The following is a 20508-nucleotide window of genomic DNA, read 5'->3' as shown; positions in this document are numbered from 1 at the left end:
GAGCCGTCACTCGGCGCCGGCGGTCGGCATGAGCGACGGGCCGCCCGGTGCGGCGAGCGTGAGCGACGCCAGGCCGACGCGGGGGTCGGACTGCAGGCGGTCTTCGAGCGCTCGGAGTTCGCGCGCGGCATCAGCCTCGCTGCGATCGCCCACGAGGTCGACGGCCGCGATGAGCAGCACTCGGCCCGGACCGATGTACTCCAGGTGCAGGAACGCGACGCGTTCGATGGAGGGCGAGCCGAGGAGATCGCGCAGCGCCGCGTCGCGCACTTCGTCGGAGACGGCCTCGCCGATGAGGAACGCACGATTGCGCGCGATCAGCAGCACCGCGACGACGCCGAGCAGCACGCCGACGCCGATCGACCCGAGCGCGTCGTACACGGGGGACCCCGTCAGCTGGTGCAGCAGGATGCCCGCGAACGCGATCGCGAGGCCGATGAGCGCCGCGGCGTCCTCGGCGAAGACCGCCCGGAGCGTCGGGTCGGAGCTGCGGGCGACGTGGTGCAGTGTGCCCGTGCGCCGTCGATGGGCATCGACGCGGGCCTGGCGGTACGCGCGCGTGAACGACACTCCTTCGAGCACGAACGAGATGCCGAGCACGAGGTACGCGATGCCGTAGTCACCCGCCGGCTCGGGGTCGATGAGCTCCGCGATGCCGTGCTGGATCGACACGGCCGACCCGACCGCGAACAGCCCGAACGCCGCGAACATCGACCACACGTAGGCGTCCTTGCCGTAGCCGAGCGGATGCCGCGCGTCGGCCGGCCTCGCCGACCGCCGCTCGGCGATCACGAGCAGCACCTCGTTGCCCGTGTCGGCCCAGGAGTGCGCCGCTTCGGCGACCATCGATGCCGATCCCGTGAGCGCCGCGGCGACCGACTTCGCGACCGCGATGAGCGCGTTCGCGATGAGCGCCACGATGACCGTGACGAGCGAGTCGCCGGTCTTCGCCGGCTCGGAATCCGTGTCCCCCACCCGTGAGAGTCTGGCATCGAGGGCTCCGCCGGTGCGAGAGTGGAACCCATGAGCCGCGAGGTTCGAACCGACGTGCTGATCGTGGGGGCCGGCCCCAGCGGTCTCATGGCCGCGGTCTGCCTGGCCCGCCTCGGCGTCGATGCGGTCGTCGTCGACGGCAAGTCCGGCCCCACCCGCGAGTCCCGTGCGCTCGTCGTGCAGGCGCGCACGATGGAGCTCTACGAGCAGCTCGGGCTCGTCGACCGCGTGCTCGAGCGGCGTTCGCCCGCGACGACGTTCATCCCAGGGGCAGGGCATCGCGAACTCGGCCGCCTCGACCTCGGCCTGGCCGGCCGCGACGTCACGCCGTTCCCCGAGATCACGGTGTTCGAGCAGTCGGCCAACGAGCGGCTGCTCGTCGACGCCCTCGGCGAGCTCGGTCGCGAGGTGAGGTGGGAGCACCGTCTCGATCGGCTCGAGGTCGAGCAAGGCGGGTCGGGCGATGTCGGCCGGGCTGCGGCATCCGTCATCGCGACCCTGTCGACGCCGTCGCATGCAGGCGACGGCGCAGGCCGTGGCGCCGGCTCCGGCGGCGCCAGCGGCACAGGCGCCGGCACCGGCGAGACCGTCGTGGTCCGGGCGAGGTACTGCATCGGGGCCGACGGCGCGCACTCGGCGGTGCGGCGTGCGCTCGGCATCCCGTTCGAGGGGGAGACGAACGCGTTCACGTTCACGCTCGCCGATGCCGTCGGCGCCCGCGGCTTCGAGCCGCAGGCGATCAACGTGCGGGTGAGCGAGCGCCACCTCATGCTCGGGTTCGGCATGGGCGGCGACCGCGCGCGGCTCATCGGGGTCGTGCGCGACGAGGACCTCGGCGCCGACGGCGAGGCATCCGAAGACGAATCGCGCGCGGTGTTCCGCCGGGAGTTCGGCGTCGAGTACGACGAGTCCGACTGGTTCACGACCTATCGGCTGCACCACAGGCTCGCGGCGAGGTTCCGCGAGGGGCCGTGCTTCCTCGTGGGGGATGCCGCGCACATCCACTCGCCGGTCGGCGGGCAGGGCATGAACACCGGCCTGCAGGACGCGCACAACCTCGCCTGCGCGTTCGCCGACGTGCTCGTCGGCCGCATGCCGGAGTCGCGGCTCGACCGGTTCGAGGCCGAGCGACGACCGGTCGGCAAGACCCTGGTCGAGACGACCGACCGGCTCTTCGGCCTCGTCACGAGCGATTCGCCGCTCGCCCGGAGGGTCCGGTCGCGCGTGATCCCCGCGGTGGGGCCCGCCGCGCTGCGCGTGCTGCCGCGACTGGTCGGCCTGCCGCGCGCGTTCGGCTTCGTGTCGCAGACCCGCATCAGGTATCGGATGCCGGAGGTCGCCGTGCAGCCGAAGCGACCCGACGACGGCGTGCTCGGCGTGCGGCTGCCGTGGTCGGGCGCGAACTTCGAGGCCCTGCAGACGATGCGCTGGCAGGTGCACGGCTACGGCGTGCCCGAACGCGCGGTTGGCCGCGTCGCCGACGAGCTCGGCGTCGAGGGGCACGCGTTCGGCGTCGACCCGCACGCGCGGCTGCGGCACGACCGCCTCTACCTCGTGCGACGCGACGGGTTCGTCGTCGCCGAGGTGCCGTCGCCCGGCACCGGTACCGCGCTCGCTGCAGCCAGGGCGCGGTTGGCCGGGCGCTGAGCGCAGGGAGCGTCGCCGCAGGAGGTCGCCGAGTCGACGGATCGCCCGGGCGGCCAGCCCCCGGCGAGGACCCGCGGCCTACACTGGCGCAGTGGACGAGACGCTGGACGACGGGCCGTTCTATCACGGCACGAAGGCCGACCTGGGGGTCGGCGACCTGCTGACGGCGGGCCACCGATCGAACTACCGGCCCGAGGTCGTGATGAACCACATCTACTTCACGGCGCTCCGCGACGGCGCGGGGCTCGCGGCCGAACTCGCGGCGGGCGACGGCGAGCCGCGCGTCTACGAGGTCGAGCCGACGGGCCCGTTCGAGAACGACCCGAACGTCACCGACAAGAAGTTCCCGGGCAACCCCACCCGGTCGTACCGCAGCGCAGCGCCCCTGAGGGTGGTCGGCGAGGTCGTCGACTGGACCCGCCTCACCTCCGAGGCGCTCCAGACCTGGCGCGACCGGCTCGCCGAGCTCCGCGCCGACGAGCGCGGCGAGATCATCAACTGATGGGGGAGACGACGCCGCGGAAGCCCGTGGCCGTGGTCGCGGGCGCGAGTGGATTCGTCGGGGCGGCGATCGCCGAGTCGCTCGCGGACGACGGGTACGTCGTGCGACGGATCGGGCGCACGGGCGAGCTCACCTGGTCGGACACCGCCGGCATCGCTGCGGCGATCGACGGCTCCGACGTGCTCGTGAACATGGCCGGCAAGTCCGTGAACTGCCGGTACACCGATGCGAATCGCGACGAGATCCTCCGATCGCGGGTCGACACCACGCGGACCCTGCGGGAGGCGGTGCGCGACGCCGACGCGCCCCCGGCGGTGTGGTTCAACGCGTCGACCGCGACGATCTACCGACATGCCATGGATCGCCCCAACACCGAGGCGGGCGGCGAGTACGGCGAGGGATTCTCGGTCGACGTCGCACGCGAGTGGGAGCGGGAGTTCTTCGCCGGCGACCTCCCGGGCACCCGCCGGATCGCGCTCCGGATGGCGATCGTGCTCGGCGACGGACCGGCGACGAACACGCTGTCCCGGCTCGCGCGCATCGGGCTCGGCGGTCCGCAGATCGACGGGCGCTGGTTCGCGCATCGCCGGTACCGCGGTATCGGACCGCATCCCACCGGCGACGGCCGGGCCGGGTGGCATCGGACGCGCGGGTTCCAGAAGTTCAGCTGGATCCACCTCCACGACGTCGTCGAGTCGATCCGGTTCCTCCGCGAACGGCCCGACCTCTCCGGGCCGGTGAACCTCGCCAGCCCCGAGCCCGCCGACAACCGCACCGTGATGCGGCTCATGCGCGAGACCGTCGGCGCACCGATCGGGCTCCCGGCCCGGCGGTGGATGCTGGAACCCGCGATGTGGGTGCTGCGCACCGAGCCCGAACTGGTGCTCAAGAGCCGGTGGGTCCTGCCGGGCACCCTCGCCGAGGCGGGCTTCGCCTTCCGGTACCCCGATCTGCGCGCGGCGCTCGCCGACGTGACGGCTCGCTGAGCGGTCCGGTCCGCACGCCCTTCGCTGCGCGGCATCCCGCGCGGCCGCTCGACGGCACGAGCGCCCGCCCGTGACATCCGCCCTCCGGAATTGCACGTATCGTCGTCTGGTGCCGAACCAGACCCACACGACGATGACGGATGCCGCGCTGCAGCGCCGACGGCTCACGGGCGCGGCGACCCAGCTCGGCACCGAGGTCTCGATCAACTTCGGATCGTCGCTGGCGGGGCTCGTGATCCCGGTGGTCGGCTCGTTCGTCGTGGTCGCGGTGCGCCAGCTCGTGATGCTCGTCGTGGTGCTGCCGTTCTACCGCCCCAAGCGGGCCGAACTCAACTGGTCGCGGCTGTGGCCCGCCATCGCCCTCGGCGTCGTGCTCGCGGTGATGAACGTCTCGTTCTACGAGGCCGTACACCTGCTCGGCCTCGGCATCGCGGCGACGATCGAGTTCCTCGGGCCGCTCGCCATCGCCCTGGCGACGTCGCGTCGCTGGCTCGACGGCATCTGCGCGCTCGCGGCCGGGCTCGGCGTGGTGCTGCTCATCGGGCCCGGATCGTCGGATGCCGCATCCATCGACCCCTGGGGCGTCGCGCTCGCCCTGACCGCCGCCGCAACCTGGGCGCTCTACATCCTGCTGACGCGACGGGTCGCCGTCGGGCTGCCCGGACTCGAGGGCCTCACGGTCGCGAGCATCGTGAGCCTCGCGCTGCTCGTGCCGTTCGCCGTCGCCACGTTCGATGCGCGCGCGATCGACTGGACGGTCGTGCTGCTGCTCCTCGGCGTCGGCGTGCTGTCGTCGGCGCTGCCGTACAGCCTCGACACGTTCATCCTGCGGCGCATCTCGCCGCGGCTCTACGCGATCATCACGAGCTTCGGCCCCGTGATCGCGGCGATCTTCGGCTGGCTCGTGCTCTCCGAGACGTTCACGTTCGTGGAGGTCGTCGCGATCGCGATCGTGTGCGGCGCGGCGGGCACCGCCATCGCGACGCAGCGCGACCGCCCGAAGTCCGAGCTCGAGCAGACTGCCGAGGGCATGGCCTAGACGCGTGCTCGCGAAATTCAGGAGATCCCGGGCGATGGCCTCCGTGGGGCCGGCTTCGGGCCGGATCTCCTGAATTTCGTGAGGCGCGGGCGCCGGATGTCGGTGCGCGTCGCGATGGGTGCAGGGCGCGGGGCGCTGGGTGCAGGGCGCGGGGCGGTGGGTGCTGGGCGCGTCGCGTCAGGCGCCGGGCGCCACGTGCAGGGCGGTCGGGCCGGCCTCAGCCTCGCGCCGCGTGCCGACGGCTGACCCAGCGGTCGTACTGCGCCCACGGGTCGTCGACGCCGAGCGCCAGGGCCTCGATGTGCTCGTCGAGCTCGGCGTGCTTCGCGAACCACTCGGTGCCCGCGAACCGGCGGTCGGCGAACTGCACGTGCCGACGCTGCTCGAGCCGCCGCCCGCCCGGTTCGAACGCGAGCACCTCGTCGTGCGGGATGCTCGCCAGCCGCTGCCTCGGGTTCGCCGACGTGCCGATCTTGACCTGGTCGCGGTAGCGCACGTAGTAGACGACCTCGACCCGCACGGGCGTCAGCTCGCCGTCGGGCGCCTCGCCCAGCCGCCACTCGCAGTCGGCGCACAGCCACCCCGACGGATAGCGCACGCCCACGCGGCATCCGCAGGCCGAGCACGGCGCCGGCGCGAGGTCGGTGACGCCGACCTCGGCGGCGACCAGGTCGTAGGCCTCGAGCAGGTGGTGCGCGCACAGGGCCATCGCGGGGGTCGCCGCAGGAGCCCCGCAGGCCACGCCCGAGGGGTCGAGGAGCCCGCACGTGCGGGCCGCGGCATCCGCCCGATCCATGCCATGCACGCTACGTCGCACCACCCACACCGGCGGGCTGCCGCCGCGTCACCCGCCCGGGGTAGGCTCGGTCTTCGACCGAACGGACCGTCGAGGAAGGCGTTCGAGAGCGAGGGGCGAACGGCATGGCGTGGTGGGGCAAGCGCAGGCGTCGACGGTTCAAGCCGTTCGACCGGAGCGCGCTGCCCGAGGCCGAGCCGCTGACGTTCGAAGAGACCTACAACGAAGGCCTCCTGGTGGCCGAGGCCGCCGGGCGCATGGCGCTGAAGAACCGCATCATCGTGCGGGCCCTGCGGGGCGACGAGCCGTTCGACGCCGAGCGCGCGTCGGCCGAGGCCCGCGAGGTGCTGCGCGAGCTGATCCACGAATTCGACCAGGTCGCCGAATGGGCCGAGACCGAGCGCGAGTCGGCTGCCAAGCGCGAGGGGCGCTCGGCGCACCAGCACGACTACCACCGGTCGGACTCCTGGAACCTCCGACTGCGTGAGCGCATCAACGAGGCCGTCGCAGCCCGCCTCGGCGAGCTCCGGGGCGACCCCGAGTATCTCGCGGAGTTCGCCGAGCGAGCCCGCCAAGACGCGTGGGCCGAGCTCTCCGACGCGATCGAGCAGCGCCTCGCACGCGACTGGCCCGACATCGAGGTCGACGAGACGTACATCGCCGAGCGTGATGACCGCATGGCGGGGGTCGCGTCCGACCTGCTGAAGGACCTCGACGAGGTGCGGCAGCGGCGCGAGGAGCGCGACGCGCTCGACGACGCCTTCGGGGGTTGGTAGGCCGCTCGCCGTGCGGCTTCAGCGACTGGTCGGCCCGACCTGACGCGGACTGGTCTTCACCGCGTCGGCGGCTCGGAGTAGCCTCGCGCGCATGAGCATCGACGACGGCCTCGTGGTCGCGACCCTGACCATTTCGCTCGACGGCTTAGTCGCCGGGCCGAACCAGACCCTCGAGAATCCGCTGGGCGAGGGCGGCGAGAGCCTGCACGCCTGGATGTTCGAGGACCCCGATTCCAGTCAGCCGGTGATCGACACGATCCTCGGCGTGGCCGCTGTGATCCAGGGTCGCAACATGTTCGGGCCCATCAGGGGCGAGTGGCCGGATGACTCGTGGCGCGGCTGGTGGGGCGAGGACCCGCCCTACCACTCGCCCGTGTTCGTGCTCACCCACTACGAACGCGATTCCCTCGAGATGGAGGGCGGCACGACTTTCCACTTCGTCACGGGCGGCATCGAGGAGGCGTTCGCTCGGGCGCGCGAGGCGGCCGGCCCCGACGGGCACATCTCGATCGCCGGCGGCGCGAGCACCGTGCGGCAGGCGCTGCTCGCGGGCGTGCTCGACCGGCTGGTGCTGAGCGTGGCGCCGATCACGCTCGGCGCCGGCGAGCGGCTCTTCGACGGCGTGACGATCGGCGGCGAAGCGCCCGGCGGCTCCGGCATCGCGCTGAAGCCGATCGACGTGCTCGCGACGCCGCTGGCGACGCACATCACGTACGAGGTGGTGCGGTAGCACCGCCCGGTCTCGCGGCGCGGCCGTCCCCGGTGATTCGACTCCGTTTCGACCTTGAGCGCGGACCGGGTGCTGGTGTTGACTACCCCTGATCTCCGAGTCGTCCAAGCGGCTCGGCGACGCCCTACCCGAACCCCGAGTGCCCCTGCGAGTGCCGTTGCCCCGACCCGTTCCGACGCAGGCTGCCGTCCGCGCAGCCTTCGCCGTCGTTCTCACGATCCTGCTCCTCGCCGCCGGAGTCGCGCCCGCAACGGCCGGGAGACTGCCCGACCCGACCGCGACGGAGGGGCCGGGGGAACCCGCGCCGAAGGCCGACTCGCCGTCGGCCGTCGTGCCATCGGGTGCAGGGACGTTCACGGGCACCGTCACGGGGTTCGAGGGGGTCCCGCTGGCAAACGTCTACGTCACACTCGATTATTTGGGTGAGAACCACAACGACTACTCGGTCGAGACGGTCTCTGTGATTACGGATGCGGCCGGTCGATATCGAGCAGAAGGGCTGCTGCCCGGCCCATACGACCTGTCGTTCGGCTACGTCGGCGCGCTTTCCGAGTACAAGTACGCGGAATGGAAAGCCATCGGCTGGGGACAGGGCAGCGGCGACCCCGGATCCCTGCGACTCGGTCGTGACGAGGTGCGCGAGGCCAACGCACGGCTCATCGCCACGGGCGTGATCACCGGCCGGGCTGTCGCGGCCGACGGGGGTGCCGCCGGTGGGGTGAGCGTCTACCTGATCGGTTCCGGGAGTGGCTCGGCGTTCGTGCGGTACAACGCAGATGGGACGTACCGCATCGAACGGGTTCTGCCGGGGACGTACAAGGTCAAGTTCGTCCCGTCGTATGCCGGCCCCTACCAGGAGCAATGGTGGCCGAATCGGCACGACGCATCGCTCGCGGAGGAGGTCACGGTCGCCGAGAACGGCGTCGTCACCGGAGTGGATGCCCGGGTCGAACGGGCCGGCTCGATCGCAGGAGTCGTCACGTCGAACGGGCGGCCGCTCGCCGGGGTCAACGTCGTGGCGGAGCGCCAGGTCGAGGGATCGGACTCGACGTGGGCGAAGACCGACGCGAACGGGAGGTACAAGATCGTCGGACTCGAGAGCGACGAGTACAAGCTCCACTTCTTCGGCCGTGCGGACGAGGCCTGCAAGCTCGATCGTTGGTGGCCGAACGCTTCGGCCCCGGTCGATGCCGAGATGATCGCATTGCCGTTGGCAAGCGATCTGGTGGGGTTCGATGCCGAGTTGCCCGCTTCCTCGGTCATCGCGGGAGTGGTGACAGCGCCGGGCTCGAACAGTATCCAGGTCTCGCTCCATCGGGGCGGGAGCTGGAGAACGATCTTGGCCGACGCCTCGGGCGCCTATCGATTCTGCACGACGCCCGGCAGCTACACGCTGGGCTTCAACGCAGGCCAGCCGTACCGCGCCGAGTGGTGGAACGACCGTGACTCCTTGTTCGAAGCCGAGTGGTTCGACGTCGCCGAGGGAGAGACCGTAGACGGTCTCGTCACGGAGATGACTGCAGGCGCCACCGTCTCCGGCACCGTCGCAGTCGCGGACGGTTCCGCGCCGCCGATCACAACGGTCACCGCCTACGGCACCGCTGAGAACGGGGAGTCCTGGGATGGCACGACGACCTCGAGTGTCGGTGGCTCATACGCGTTCGTCGGGTTGCGACCTGGACGATACACGCTCAAGTTCTCGGTCGATGTTCGCCCGAGCAGGTGGCTCGATCAATGGTGGGGCGGCGTCCGAACGAAGGCCGCCGCGGTGCGCTTCGACGTTGGCCGCGACGCGGTCGTGGATGGCATGGACGCCCTCCTCGACGAGGGGGCGTCCATCACCGGGTCGGTGACGGATTCCTCAGGTCGGCCGATCCAAGGCGCATCGGTCGGCGTCTCTCTTCCGGCTGACGACACACAGCGGAGTCCGGGAGCGAAGACCGATGCCGAGGGCCGGTACGAGATCGTGGGCGTCCCGTCCGGCACGTACCCGATCGATATCTCGCACAGTGCCTTCTTCTCGAGCCGGCTGGGGCCGGTGGCCGTGGTCCAAGGCGCCGTGTCGTCGGGTCACCAGTCATCGCTTGTTCGACGTTCTTCGATTCAGGGCCGGATCACGCACGAGGCCGGATGGAAGATCACGAAGGGAGTGACCGCGTACCTCTACCGAGAGTCAGGCGGAACCTGGAAATCGGAGGATGCTGCCTCTCTCGGCTCCGACGGGAAGTTCTCGTTCGACTGGTGCCGAGCGGGCAGGTACAAGCTGCAGTTCCGTCCGAGTGATGGGTATGGATATACGGGCGAGTGGTGGAGGGACCAACGGGATCTCGCGTCGGCCGAGATCATCGAACTCACGGAGGGTGCAGTATTCACAGCCGACGCAGTGCTGTCGGGTGGGCGAGTCGGGTTCAGCGGGGTGCAGATCGTCGGCGCTCCCGCGGTCGGATCCGAGCTGCGGGCGAAGGCGTCGTCGTCGACGTCGGGTGTGGTCCTCCGATATCAGTGGCTCGAGAACGGTTCGGAGATTCCCGGTGCGGTCGATCCCGTCTACACGCCATCCGCTGACCAACTCGGGAGTTGGCTCAACGTGCAGGTGACGGCGTCGGCGCCTGGCTACGTCGAGGTGTCCTCCACGCAGTACAACGCCGTGCTCGTCAAGCTCGGCACGCTCGACTTCGCGGAACCGACGGTATCCGGAGTCCCGAGGGTGGGCTCGAAACTCTTTGTCGTCGCCACGTCGAGGACGGAGAAGGCTGAGTTCGACTACGTGTGGTCGGCAGATTCCGTACCGATTCCCGGAGCCGTACGCTCCTCGTTCACGCCTACCGCTGCGCAGATCGACAAGCAGATCTCGGTTCGCGTGACGGCAACGGCGGCTGGGTACGCGGCGCGCGCGAAGCAGGTCGAGGGCATTGGCGGGGTCCTACCCGGGTCGTTGGCGATCTCGGGCCCGGCGATCTCGGGCCCGGCGTTCACGGGCAGACCCACCATCGGCAGGGCGATGAGCGTCACGGTCTCGTCCGCTCCTTCTGCGAAGTTCGCGTTCCAGTGGCTGGCCAACGGCGTGCCCGTGAGAGGGGCGACCGCGAAGTCGTTCGTTCCGACGGTCGCCCATGCCGGCAAGCGGATCTCAGTCCAGGTCACCGCCTCGGCGGCGGGTTACACCACGACGAAGCGGACATCGTCGCTCACGCTGCCCATGCCGGGAGTTCCGCCGAAAGCCCCGTCGGCTTGGCGGTAGGCGGGGCTCCTCGAGACGAGCGGCGGAGAGGTCACGCGCCGCTCGGGTGCGCGCCCGCCCGGTCGATGACCCACGCGTAGGCGAACGCCCGCTCGCGCCAGGCCGAGTATCGGCCGGAGACGCCGCCGTGCCCGGCCGCCATCTCGATCTTGAGCAGGGGGTCGGCCCCCACCTCGCGCAGGCGCGCGACCCACTTGGCTGGTTCGACGTAGAGCACGCGCGTGTCGTTCAGCGAGGTGACGGCGAGGATCGGCGGGTAGCCGTGCTCGTGCACGTTCTCGTACGGCGAGTACGACTTCATGTACGAGTAGACCTCCTCGTCGTCGAGCGGGTTGCCCCACTCGTCCCACTCGATGACCGTGAGCGGCAGTGAGGGGTCGAGGATCGACGTCAGCGGGTCGACGAACGGCACCTCGGCGAGGATGCCCGAGAAGTACTTCGGCGCGAGGTTCGCGACGGCGCCCATGAGGAGGCCGCCGGCGCTGCCGCCCTGCGCGACGAGCCGGTCGGGCGAGGTGATGTCCTGGTCGATGAGGTGCCGCGCGGCGGCCACGAAGTCGGTGAAGGTGTTGCGCTTCTCGAGCTTCTTGCCGTGCTCGTACCAGAGCCGGCCCATCTCGCCGCCGCCGCGCACGTGCGCGATCGCGAACACCATGCCGCGGTCGAGGAGCGACAGGCGGGGGATGCCGAACCCCGGATCCATGGATGCCTCGTACGAGCCGTAGCCGTAGAGCAGCGTGGGCGCGGGCTCGCCCAGGTCGACGAGGTCGTGCCGGTAGACGAGCGAGATCGGGATGCGGGTGCCGTCCTTCGCCGTCGCCCACTCTCGGCGCTGCGCGTAGCGGGTGGCGTCGTAGTCGCCGAGCACGGCCTGGCGCTTGCGGAGCCGGCGCTCGCCGGTCGCGACGACGAGGTCGAGCACGGTCGACGGCGTCACGAAGCTCGTGTAGCCGAGGCGCAGCATGGGCTGCTCCCACGAGGGGTTGCCGCGCAGGCCGACGGCGAAGAGCGCCTCGTCGAACGCCAGCTCGTGCAGCGTGTCGTCGGGCGTCGCGTCGGCGGGCAGGCCGGCGGGGGGCAGCTTGGCGATGGCGACGCGCGAGAGGCCGTCGCGGCGGTACTCGAGCGCCACGAAGTCGCGGAACGCGTCGACGCCCTCGAGCCGCACGCCCTCGCTGTGCGGCAGCAGCATGCGCCGCGGGCCCTCGGGGTCGTCGGCGGCGACCGAGACGAGCTCGAAGTTCACGGCGCCGTCGTTGTGCACGATGAGCAGGCGGTCCTTGCCGCCGGCGACGACGTGCTCGACGTCGTACTCCACGCCCTCCTTGCGCGGCCACACGACCTCGAACGAACCCGTCGGGTCGTCGGCGTCGAGCAGCCGGGTCTCGCTCGTGATGTTCGAGCCAGCCTCGATCACGAGGTAGCGACGGCTGCGCGTGAGCCCGACGCCGAGCCAGTAGCGCTCGTCGGGCTCGTGGAAGACCTTCACATCGGCGGATGCCGCGGTGCCGACCTCGTGGCGCCAGATGGTGTCGGGCCGCCACGACTCGTCGACGGTCGCGTAGAACACGTAGCGGCCGGAGGGATCGAAGATCGCGCCGCCCGCCGTGTCGTCGATGACGTCGTCGTACTCGCGGTCGCTGCCGTCGAGCGCGCGCAGGCGCAGCGTGTACCGCTCGTCGCCCTCGACGTCGGTGCCGTACAGCAGGGTCGATCCGTCGGGCGTGACGTCGAAGCTGCCGAGCGAGTAGAACTCGTGGCCCTCGGCCTCGACGTTGTCGTCGAGGAGCACCTGCTCGCCGGGCAGGGTCGCGGGCGCCGCGGCCGGGCCGCCCGCGGCATCCGTCGACGTCGGGTCGGGCTCGACCGCGGGCTCGACCTCGAGCACCGGCGGCTCCCAGTCGTCGGGGCCGGCGATCGGCGCCCGGCAGTGGATGCCGTACTGCTGCCCCTCGACGGTGCGGGTGTAGTACCACCAGTCGCCCTCGCGCGTCGGCACCGAGAGGTCGGTCTCCTTCGTGCGGGCCCGGATCTCCTCGAAGAGCTGCTCCTGCAGCACCGAGAGGTGCTCGGTGCGCGCGTTCGTGTACGCGTTCTCCTCGTGCAGGTGGGCGAGGACCTCGGGGTCCTCCTTCGCGCGCAGCCACTCGTAGTCGTCGACCACGGTGTCGCCGTGGTGCGTGCGTTGGGTCGGTCGCTTCGGGGTCTTCGGCGGAGTCAGCACGGGCTCCACGCTACGCGCATCGCCCCGACGTGCCCAGCGGATGCCGGTGGCGGGCGGGTTGTCCGTGAAACCGCTCGGGCAGCTCGCCGTGGCCCGGTCATGGTGAGGATCCCGTACTTGCAATCTGGCGAAGTAAGGCTAGCCTTAGCTCATTCCACCCCTGTTCGTCCTCTGGAGACGTCTGTGCTCGCCACCTACCTGATCGGCCTCCGCGAAGGCCTCGAGGCCGGCCTCGTCGTCGGCATCCTGGTGGCGTACCTCGCCAAGCTCGGACGTCGCGACCTGCTCGGCAGGCTCTGGCTCGGCATCGGGCTCGCGATCGCCGTCGCGCTCGGAGTCGGTGCGATCCTCACCTGGGGCCCGTACGCCATGACGTTCCAGGCGCAGGAGATCCTCGGCGGCGTGCTCTCGATCGTCGCCGTCGCGATGGTCACGTGGATGACCTTCTGGATGGGCTCGCACGGAGCCAGCCTGTCGAAGGAGCTCCGCAGCAGCGTGGATGCCGCGATCGACCGCTCGTGGTTCGCCCTCGTCGTGCTCGGGGCGATCTCCGTCGGGCGCGAGGGCATCGAGACCGCCCTGTTCGTGTGGGCGAATGCGGCCGGCGGCAGCGAACCGCTGCTCGCGACGCTCGGCGCCGTGCTCGGCATCCTCACCGCCGTCGTGATCTCGTGGGGCATCTCGCGCGGGCTCGTGCGCTTCAACCTCGGCCGGTTCTTCACGTGGACCGGACTGTTCCTGATCTTCGTCGCGGCCGGCGTGCTGGCCTACGGCGTCGGCGACCTGCAGGAGGCCTCGGTGATCCCCGGCTGGGGCACCCCGGCCTACAGCCTCGTCGGCATCGTGCCGCCCGGCAGCTGGTACGGCACGGTGCTCGCCGGCATCTTCAACTTCACGCCCGAGCCCACGTGGGCGCAGGTCTTCGCGTGGGTCGCGTACGTCGCGATCACGGTTCCGCTGTACCTGCTCATGCTGCGCCGGCGCGGTCGCGCCCGCGCCGCTGCGGCCGCCGCGCGCGCTGAGGCCGCTCCCGCGGCCGCCGCGCCGGAGCCCGCCGAACCCGCCCGAGCGGCCGGCTCACCTGAGCCCGCCCGAGCCACCCGACCCGCCCGCGCCGACGCGAACTGACCGGCCCGCGGCATCCGCACCACCGCACTTCACCCCGACCCAGATCAGGAGCACCAATGAACCGACGTGTCCTCGCGGCATCCGCCACCGCGACGCTGTTCGCGCTCGCCCTCTCGGGCTGCGTGGCCAAGGCCGACCTCGCCGAGGCGATCGCGGTCGACATCACCGACGACGGATGCGCGGTCGCGACCGACACCTCGAAGGCGGGCGCCGTGACGTTCAGCCTGAAGAACGCCGGTACCGACGTGAACGAGTTCGAGATCCTCGCCGACGACCAGCTGCGCATCGTGGGCGAGAAGGAGAACATCACGCCCGGCCAGAGCGTCGACTTCGTCGCCCAGCTCGAGCCCGGCGATTACTACACGGCGTGCAAGTTCCAGCAGGTGGGCGCACCCATCGGCCTCGCGGCGTTCACCGTCACCGGCGAGGCGTCGGAGGTCTCGGCCGACGAGCAGGCGCTCAGCGACCAGGCCGTCACGGAGTACCTCGCGTACGTGCGTTCGCAGGTCTCCGAGCTGCTGCCCGCCGTGCAGGAGCTCGCCGACGCCTACGCGGCCGGCGACGACGAGACCGCGCGACAGCTCTTCGCGACGACGCGCGTGCCCTACGAGCGCATCGAGCCCACCGCCGAGGCGTTCGGCGACCTCGACCCGAAGATCGACTTCCGCGAGGTCGACGCCGTGGCCGACGGCATCGACTGGACCGGCTTCCACCGCATCGAGAAGGACCTGTGGCCGCCGGCGCAGGGCGACCTCAACTCCGACGGCCAGGACGCGTTCCTCGACTGGGCGCCGTCGACCCCCGAAGAGCGCCAGGCGTTCGCCGACCAGCTCGTCGAGAACGTCACCGAGCTGCACGACCTCGTGACGGCCGACGACTTCACGGTCAGCCTCGCCGACATCTCGAACGGCGCCATCGGGCTGCTCGACGAGGTCGCGGCCGGCAAGATCACCGGCGAGGAGGACTGGTGGTCGGGCACCGACCTCTACGACTTCCAGGCCAACGTGCAGGGCGCGTACGTCGCGTTCGGCGCGGTGCGCACGCTCGCCGAGTCGAAGGGCGACGACGGAACGGCCCTCGCGGCCGAGATCGACGACCAGTTCACGGCGCTGAACGACCTGCTGGCGCAGTACGGCTCGCTCGACGAGGGCTTCGTGAACTACGCCGAGCTCACCGACGCCGACAAGAAGGCGCTGAGCGACCAGGTGAACGCCCTCTCCGAGCCGCTGTCGCAGCTGACCAGCACTATCCTCGGAGTCTGATGACCCGACCCGCGGCACCCGACCAGCCCGAGCAGACCGCAGCCGAACCCGATTCCGGGGTCAGCCGCCGGCACCTGCTCGGGCTGTTCGGCGCCGGCGCCGCAGGTGCGGCGGTCGGCGTCGCGGCGGGTGCGGCGGGCGTCGGCGTGGCCATGTCGACCGGTGCGGCGAACGCGGCGGGCAGCGGCGCGGCATCCGTCTTCCCGTTCTACGGCGAGCACCAGGCGGGCATCGTCACGCCCGCGCAGGACCGGCTGCACTTCGCCGCCTTCGACGTGTCGGCGACGCTCGACCGCGCCGGGCTCGTCGAGCTGCTGCAGGACTGGACGGATGCCGCGGCGCGCCTCACCCAGGGCCTCGAGGTCGTCGAGGGCGGCGCCGTCGGCGGGTCGGACTACGCCCCGCCGGTCGACACCGGCGAGGCGCTGGGCCTGCCCGCCTCGGGGCTGACCATCACGTTCGGGTTCGGCCCTGGACTCTTCACCGATGCCGACGGCGGCGACCGATTCGGCCTCGCAGCTCGTCGTCCGGCGGGCCTCGAGCCGCTGCCCCGTTTTCAGGGCGACGCGCTGCAGCCCGAGCGCAGCGGCGGCGACCTCTGCATCCAGGCGTGCGCCGACGATCCGCAGGTCGCCGTGCACGCCATCCGCAACCTCAGCCGCATCGCCTTCGGCCGCGCCAGCCTGCGCTGGTCGCAGCTGGGCTTCGGCCGCACCTCGTCGACGTCGACGACGCAGCAGACGCCGCGCAACCTCTTCGGATTCAAGGACGGCACCGCGAACATCAAGGCCGAGGAGACGACGGATGTCTCCGAGCAGGTGTGGGTGGGCGCCGACGACGAGCCCGCGTGGCTCGCGGGCGGCTCGTACCTCGTGGCCCGCCGCATCCGCATGATCATCGAGAACTGGGACCGCGTGCAGCTCGGCGAGCAGGAGATGCTCGTCGGCCGCGCCAAGGGGTCGGGTGCGCCGCTTTCGGGCGGCACCGAGTTCACCGAGCCCGACTTCGAGGCCGAGGGACCGACGGGCGCGCCGCTCATCGACACGAGCTCGCACGTGAAGCTCGCGCACCCCACGGTGAACGGCGGCGTGCGCATGCTGCGCCGCGGCTACAACTTCGTCGACGGCAACGACGAGCTCGGGCGCCTCGACGCCGGCCTGTTCTTCCTGTCGTTCCAGCGTTCGCCCGAGCAGTTCATCACCGTGCAGCGCAGCCTCGCGGCCGACGGCTTGAACGAGTACCTCAAGCACGTCGGGTCGGCGATCTTCGCGGTGCCCGCCGGCATCCGCTCGGGGGAGCACGTGGGTCAGGCGCTCTTCGCCTGATCCGAGGCGAGCGTGGGCCGGGCGCTCTCCGCCGACCCGACGCGCGCGTGGGCCCGTGGCTCAGCCGGAGCCCTCGACGACCTTCCACTGGTCGTCGCCCTGCCACTGCAGGGTTCCGGTGACGTGCTCGCCGTCGCGCACGGCGTTGAACTCGATGTCGCCCGGCTGCCCGCCGACGATGCCGGTGCCGCCGCCGAACGTCGGCTGCTCGTAACCGAGGCCGACGAGGGCGTCCTTGCGCTGCTGCTGATCCCAGGTGCCCGACAGGAACGCGAGCAGCAGCACCGCAGTGAGTCCGCCGGCGACGAGCACCACCGCGCCGATGTCGCGCATCCACCGCCGCGCGCGCAACTGCCCGAGGAACGTCAGCACCGCCCCGGCGACGACGGCGAGCAGCGGGAAGAGGAGCGGCCACGGGCTCCAGGGCTCGAGCGCGACCGTGACGGGATCCATCCGCTGACTGTATCGGGTGTCGTCTGATCGTTCATCGAGCCCTCCATACATCTGATGTGTTCTTCGGCTATTGGGCGAGATGATCAAGAATTCAGGGTTGTGCCAATCACACATCGGATGTTTGACTCAAGTGCACTCGTCCCAACGAAGAGACGGAGAACCTCGTGGACAGCCCCATGGCCTTGGCACTCTCGCGTCGCGGATTCCTCATCGCCGGGGGTGCCGCCGGCGCACTCCTCGCGACCTGGACCGCCGCACCCGCTCCCGCAGGTGCGACCGTACCCACCGCGTCGCCGGGGTCGCTCGAGATCCCGCCGGTGCCCCGCCGGTCGCTCTGGTACCGACTGCCGTCGACCGGATGGGTGACCACCGGCACCGGTGACCGCCTGACGGCTACCTCGGCATTGCCGATAGGCAACGGCCGGCTCGGCGCCATGCTCTACGCGGGCGTCGACCGGGATCGCATCCAGCTCAACGAGCAGAGCCTCTGGGGCGGCGCCAACGACTGGGACGGCGCGTACGACACCGGCGTCACCGGGTTCGGCTCGTACCGGAACTTCGGCGAGCTCGAGGTGGCGTTCGGCGGGGCGACGCAGCCTCCGGTCGTCACGGCCGACCTCGGCGGCGGAGTCAACTCCTCGGGGAACGAGACCGAGGCGAAGACCTACGACGGGTCCGCGAGCTCCAAGTGGTGCGTCATCGCGCCGAACAACGGGGCCACTGCGTGGCAGGCGACCTGGCGGGTCGCACTGCCCGATCCGAAGGTCGTCTCGGCCTACTCGTTCACGAGCGCGAACGACGTGCCGGCGCGCGACCCGCAGGACTGGCGGTTCGAAGCCTCGAACGACGGCAGTGCCTGGACCACGCTCAGCACCGAACAGCACGCATCGACGCCGTTCACGGCTCGGGGCCAGAGGCTCGACTTCACGGCGACCAACTCGACGGCCTATCGGTACTACCGGTTCGTCTTCGTTCCCAAGGTCGGCACGAGCCATTTCCAGGTCGCCGAGATCGCGCTCGCAGGAGTCGCGTTCGCCGGCGGACAGGGCCCGGTGCCCGCCGACTACCGGCGCTTCCTCGACCCGACGACCGGCCTGCACTCGACGGCCTACTCCACCGACGAGGGCCAGCACGTGCGCGAAGCCTTCGCCAGCCGCGCCGACGACGTCATGGTGATCAGGTACCGCACGGATGACCCGGCCGGACTCACGGGCACCATCTCGCTCTCGTCGGCGCAGACTGTGGACAACCCCGTCACCGCACCTGCGACCGTCGTCGCGGAGGCCGGCGACCGACTCTCGTTCGCGGGCGAGATGCGCAACAACCTGAGGCACGCCGCCGAGGTGCGTGTGCTCGCCGAGGGCGGCACGGTGGCCAGGACGGGCGCATCGGTCGCCGTCTCGGGCGTGCACACGCTCGAGCTCCGCATCGACCTCCGCACCGACTACAAGCTCGACGCCGCGGCGGGTTGGCGATCGGGCGTCGCTCCGGCCGGTGCCGCGACCGGTGCCCTCGACGCGCTCGCCTCCCGATCGTTCGAGAGCCTCTTCGAGGCCGCGGCGGCGAATCTCGGAGAGGTCATGGGGCGGGTCTCGGTCGACTGGGGCGGCTCGGCCGACGAGGTGGCGGCGCTGCCCACGAACGAGCGGCTCGTGCGCTACTCCGACGGCACCTCTGCGGACCCCGAGCTCGAACAGCTGCACTTCCACTTCGGACGCTACCTGCTGGCGTCGTCGTCGCGCCGCGACGGCCTGCCGGCGAACCTCCAGGGCCTGTGGAACAACGAGAACCAACCGGCCTGGGGATCGGACTACCACACGAACATCAATGTGCAGATGAACTACTGGGCGGCCGAGACCACCGACCTCGGCGACAGCCACGAGGCGCTCGCGCACTTCATCGAGCAGGTCGCCGTGCCGAGCCGCGTGGCGACCCGCAATGCCTTCGGACAGGACGTGCCGGGGTGGACCGCGCGCACCAGCCAGAGCATCTTCGGCGGCAACGGGTGGGAGTGGAACACCATCTCGAGCGCCTGGTATGCGCTGCACCTCTTCGAGCACTGGAAGTTCTCGCAGGACTCCGCGTTCCTCGAGCGGTACTACCCGCTCGTGAAGGAGATCTGCCTGTTCTGGCAGCACGAGCTCGTCGAGAAGGCCGACGGCAGGCTCTACGCCCCGAACGGCTGGTCGCCCGAGCAGGGCCCGCGCGAAGACGGGGTCATGCACGACCAGCAGATCATCTGGGAGCTGTTCACCGACTACCTCGAGATGGCGACCGTGCTCGGGGTCGACACGTCCTTCCAGGACGAGGTCGCCGCGATGCTCGGCAAGCTCGCCGGCAACAGGATCGGCAGCTGGGGCCAGCTGCAGGAGTGGCAGACCGACCGCGATGTGCGCACCGGCTCGGCGAACGGCATCGACGCCCTGCACCGGCACACCTCCCACCTGTTCGCGGTGTATCCCGGTCATCAGATCAGCGTCGAGCAGACGCCCGAGCTCGCTGCGGCCGCGTTGGTCTCGCTCAACGCCAGGTGCGGCGTGCCCGACGGCGGCGCGATCACCGTCGACTCCGTCAGCGGAGACAGCAGGCGCTCGTGGACCTGGCCATGGCGCACCGCGCTGTTCGCCCGCTTGGGCGAGCCCGAGAAGGCGTACACCATGGTGCGAGGGCTCTTCCGCCACAACACCCTCACCAACCTGTGGGCCACGCATCCGCCCTTCCAGATGGACGGCAACTTCGGCATGACCGGGGCCCTCGTCGAACTGCTGCTGCAGAGCCACGACGGCACGATCCGACTGCTCCCGGCCCTGCCCGCCGCGTGGGCGGCCAAGGGGTCGTTCAGCGGCCTGCGCGCTCGCGGCGGCTACCGCGTCGACCTCTCGTGGGTCGACGGCGAGGTCACCGAGTTCCGCATCCTCGCCGATCGCACTCGGCGCACCGGGCCCGTGACCGTCGTGGTCAACGGCGAACGCCGCGTGGTGATCCCGGAGTCGCCCCGGCCGCCGATCGACCTCGAGGTGACGTCGACGGCCGAACCGCGACGCGTCGCGGGCAAGGTGCAGATCGCCGTGCGGGCGAAGAACACGGGCAACGTGTGGGCCGATATCCGCCTGACGACCGAGTGGGGCACCTTCAAGGCGACCAAGGTGCAGCCGGGCGCGTCGGCGTTCCACGTCTTCGCGACTCGGGAGAAGTCGGTGGCCGCGGGATCAGCCACGGTCGCCGCCTACCACTGGGACGGCAAGGGGGGCCACTACATCACCGAGGAGGTGCCGTTCGAGGCGTTCCGGGCCTGAGGGCCTGCGGCTCAGGCGACGGCCCGATCTCCTCAGGAGGCCGGCCGGCGAATAGGGCGATCGGCCGATGGGCGGCCGCTACCTCAGGGAGCAGATTCGTGGCAACGACG

The 20508-nt window shown here is 70.9% G+C and carries 15 protein-coding genes; 11 read left to right on the top strand and 4 right to left on the bottom strand.

Features of this window, described 5'->3' with window-relative positions; all coding sequences use genetic code 11:
* Positions 1 to 6: 6 nt before the first annotated feature.
* On the bottom strand, positions 7 to 975 hold the full coding sequence (locus tag ACFVS8_RS15635; protein WP_387064174.1) for a cation diffusion facilitator family transporter: 969 nt from the start codon (positions 973 to 975) through the stop codon (positions 7 to 9).
* A 48-nt stretch (positions 976 to 1023) separates the two neighbouring features.
* Between ACFVS8_RS15635 and ACFVS8_RS15630 the strand changes: the two genes are divergently transcribed.
* The 4 genes from ACFVS8_RS15630 to ACFVS8_RS15615 all read left to right on the top strand — a co-directional run bounded on the left by ACFVS8_RS15630 (position 1024) and on the right by ACFVS8_RS15615 (position 5167).
* A complete protein-coding gene (locus ACFVS8_RS15630; protein WP_387064171.1) occupies positions 1024 to 2640 on the top strand; it encodes an FAD-dependent monooxygenase in 1617 nt (538 codons plus the stop codon).
* 91 nt (positions 2641 to 2731) lie between these two features.
* Complete coding sequence (gene arr / locus ACFVS8_RS15625) at positions 2732 to 3142, top strand: NAD(+)--rifampin ADP-ribosyltransferase (protein ID WP_387064168.1); 411 nt, start codon at positions 2732 to 2734, stop codon at positions 3140 to 3142.
* Positions 3142 to 4128 carry an epimerase gene (locus ACFVS8_RS15620; RefSeq protein WP_387064165.1) on the top strand — a complete coding sequence of 329 codons (987 nt, stop codon included), beginning with the start codon at positions 3142 to 3144 and terminating at the stop codon, positions 4126 to 4128. The genes arr and ACFVS8_RS15620 overlap by 1 nt, the downstream gene beginning before the upstream one ends.
* A gap of 109 nt (positions 4129 to 4237) precedes the next feature.
* Positions 4238 to 5167 (top strand): DMT family transporter, encoded by a 930-nt coding sequence (locus tag ACFVS8_RS15615; RefSeq protein WP_387064162.1) that lies wholly within the window; start codon positions 4238 to 4240, stop codon positions 5165 to 5167.
* Between the two features lie 217 nt (positions 5168 to 5384).
* Here the strand turns inward: ACFVS8_RS15615 and ACFVS8_RS15610 are convergent, their stop codons facing one another.
* Positions 5385 to 5963 carry a GIY-YIG nuclease family protein gene (locus ACFVS8_RS15610; protein ID WP_387064159.1) on the bottom strand — a complete coding sequence of 193 codons (579 nt, stop codon included), beginning with the start codon at positions 5961 to 5963 and terminating at the stop codon, positions 5385 to 5387.
* 125 nt (positions 5964 to 6088) lie between these two features.
* On the opposite strand from ACFVS8_RS15610, the gene ACFVS8_RS15605 reads away from it, so the two are divergent.
* The 3 genes from ACFVS8_RS15605 to ACFVS8_RS15595 all read left to right on the top strand — a co-directional run bounded on the left by ACFVS8_RS15605 (position 6089) and on the right by ACFVS8_RS15595 (position 10710).
* Positions 6089 to 6739, top strand: a complete 651-nt coding sequence (locus tag ACFVS8_RS15605) for a hypothetical protein (RefSeq protein ID WP_387064156.1) — start codon at positions 6089 to 6091, stop codon at positions 6737 to 6739.
* Positions 6740 to 6830: 91 nt separating this feature from the next.
* Positions 6831 to 7469, top strand: a complete 639-nt coding sequence (locus ACFVS8_RS15600) for a dihydrofolate reductase family protein (RefSeq protein ID WP_387064153.1) — start codon at positions 6831 to 6833, stop codon at positions 7467 to 7469.
* A gap of 157 nt (positions 7470 to 7626) precedes the next feature.
* Complete coding sequence (locus tag ACFVS8_RS15595; protein ID WP_387064150.1) at positions 7627 to 10710, top strand: carboxypeptidase regulatory-like domain-containing protein; 3084 nt, start codon at positions 7627 to 7629, stop codon at positions 10708 to 10710.
* Positions 10711 to 10741: 31 nt separating this feature from the next.
* Here ACFVS8_RS15595 and ACFVS8_RS15590 read toward each other — a convergent pair whose 3' ends face one another.
* Positions 10742 to 12934 (bottom strand): S9 family peptidase, encoded by a 2193-nt coding sequence (locus ACFVS8_RS15590; RefSeq protein WP_387064147.1) that lies wholly within the window; start codon positions 12932 to 12934, stop codon positions 10742 to 10744.
* A gap of 183 nt (positions 12935 to 13117) precedes the next feature.
* On the opposite strand from ACFVS8_RS15590, the gene efeU reads away from it, so the two are divergent.
* From efeU to efeB, 3 genes are read left to right on the top strand one after another with little or no spacing between them, the layout of a single operon-like run.
* Positions 13118 to 14062 carry an iron uptake transporter permease EfeU gene (gene efeU / locus ACFVS8_RS15585; protein ID WP_387064144.1) on the top strand — a complete coding sequence of 315 codons (945 nt, stop codon included), beginning with the start codon at positions 13118 to 13120 and terminating at the stop codon, positions 14060 to 14062.
* 56 nt (positions 14063 to 14118) lie between these two features.
* On the top strand, positions 14119 to 15324 hold the full coding sequence (efeO, locus tag ACFVS8_RS15580) for an iron uptake system protein EfeO (RefSeq protein ID WP_387064141.1): 1206 nt from the start codon (positions 14119 to 14121) through the stop codon (positions 15322 to 15324).
* On the top strand, positions 15324 to 16649 hold the full coding sequence (efeB, locus tag ACFVS8_RS15575) for an iron uptake transporter deferrochelatase/peroxidase subunit (RefSeq protein ID WP_387064139.1): 1326 nt from the start codon (positions 15324 to 15326) through the stop codon (positions 16647 to 16649). Before efeO ends, efeB begins: the two co-directional genes overlap by 1 nt.
* A gap of 60 nt (positions 16650 to 16709) precedes the next feature.
* Here the strand turns inward: efeB and ACFVS8_RS15570 are convergent, their stop codons facing one another.
* On the bottom strand, positions 16710 to 17102 hold the full coding sequence (locus ACFVS8_RS15570) for a hypothetical protein (RefSeq protein ID WP_387064136.1): 393 nt from the start codon (positions 17100 to 17102) through the stop codon (positions 16710 to 16712).
* 176 nt (positions 17103 to 17278) lie between these two features.
* Here ACFVS8_RS15570 and ACFVS8_RS15565 point away from each other — a divergent pair, with 176 nt between their 5' ends.
* Positions 17279 to 20398 (top strand): glycoside hydrolase N-terminal domain-containing protein, encoded by a 3120-nt coding sequence (locus ACFVS8_RS15565; protein WP_387064134.1) that lies wholly within the window; start codon positions 17279 to 17281, stop codon positions 20396 to 20398.
* The last annotated feature ends 110 nt before the right edge of the window (positions 20399 to 20508 follow it).

This window comes from Agromyces sp. NPDC058110, from assembly GCF_042884735.1.
GTDB lineage: Bacteria > Actinomycetota > Actinomycetes > Actinomycetales > Microbacteriaceae > Agromyces.
The sequence above is the reverse complement of the archived record's forward strand: the minus strand, read 5'-3'. Positions and strand labels throughout refer to the sequence as shown.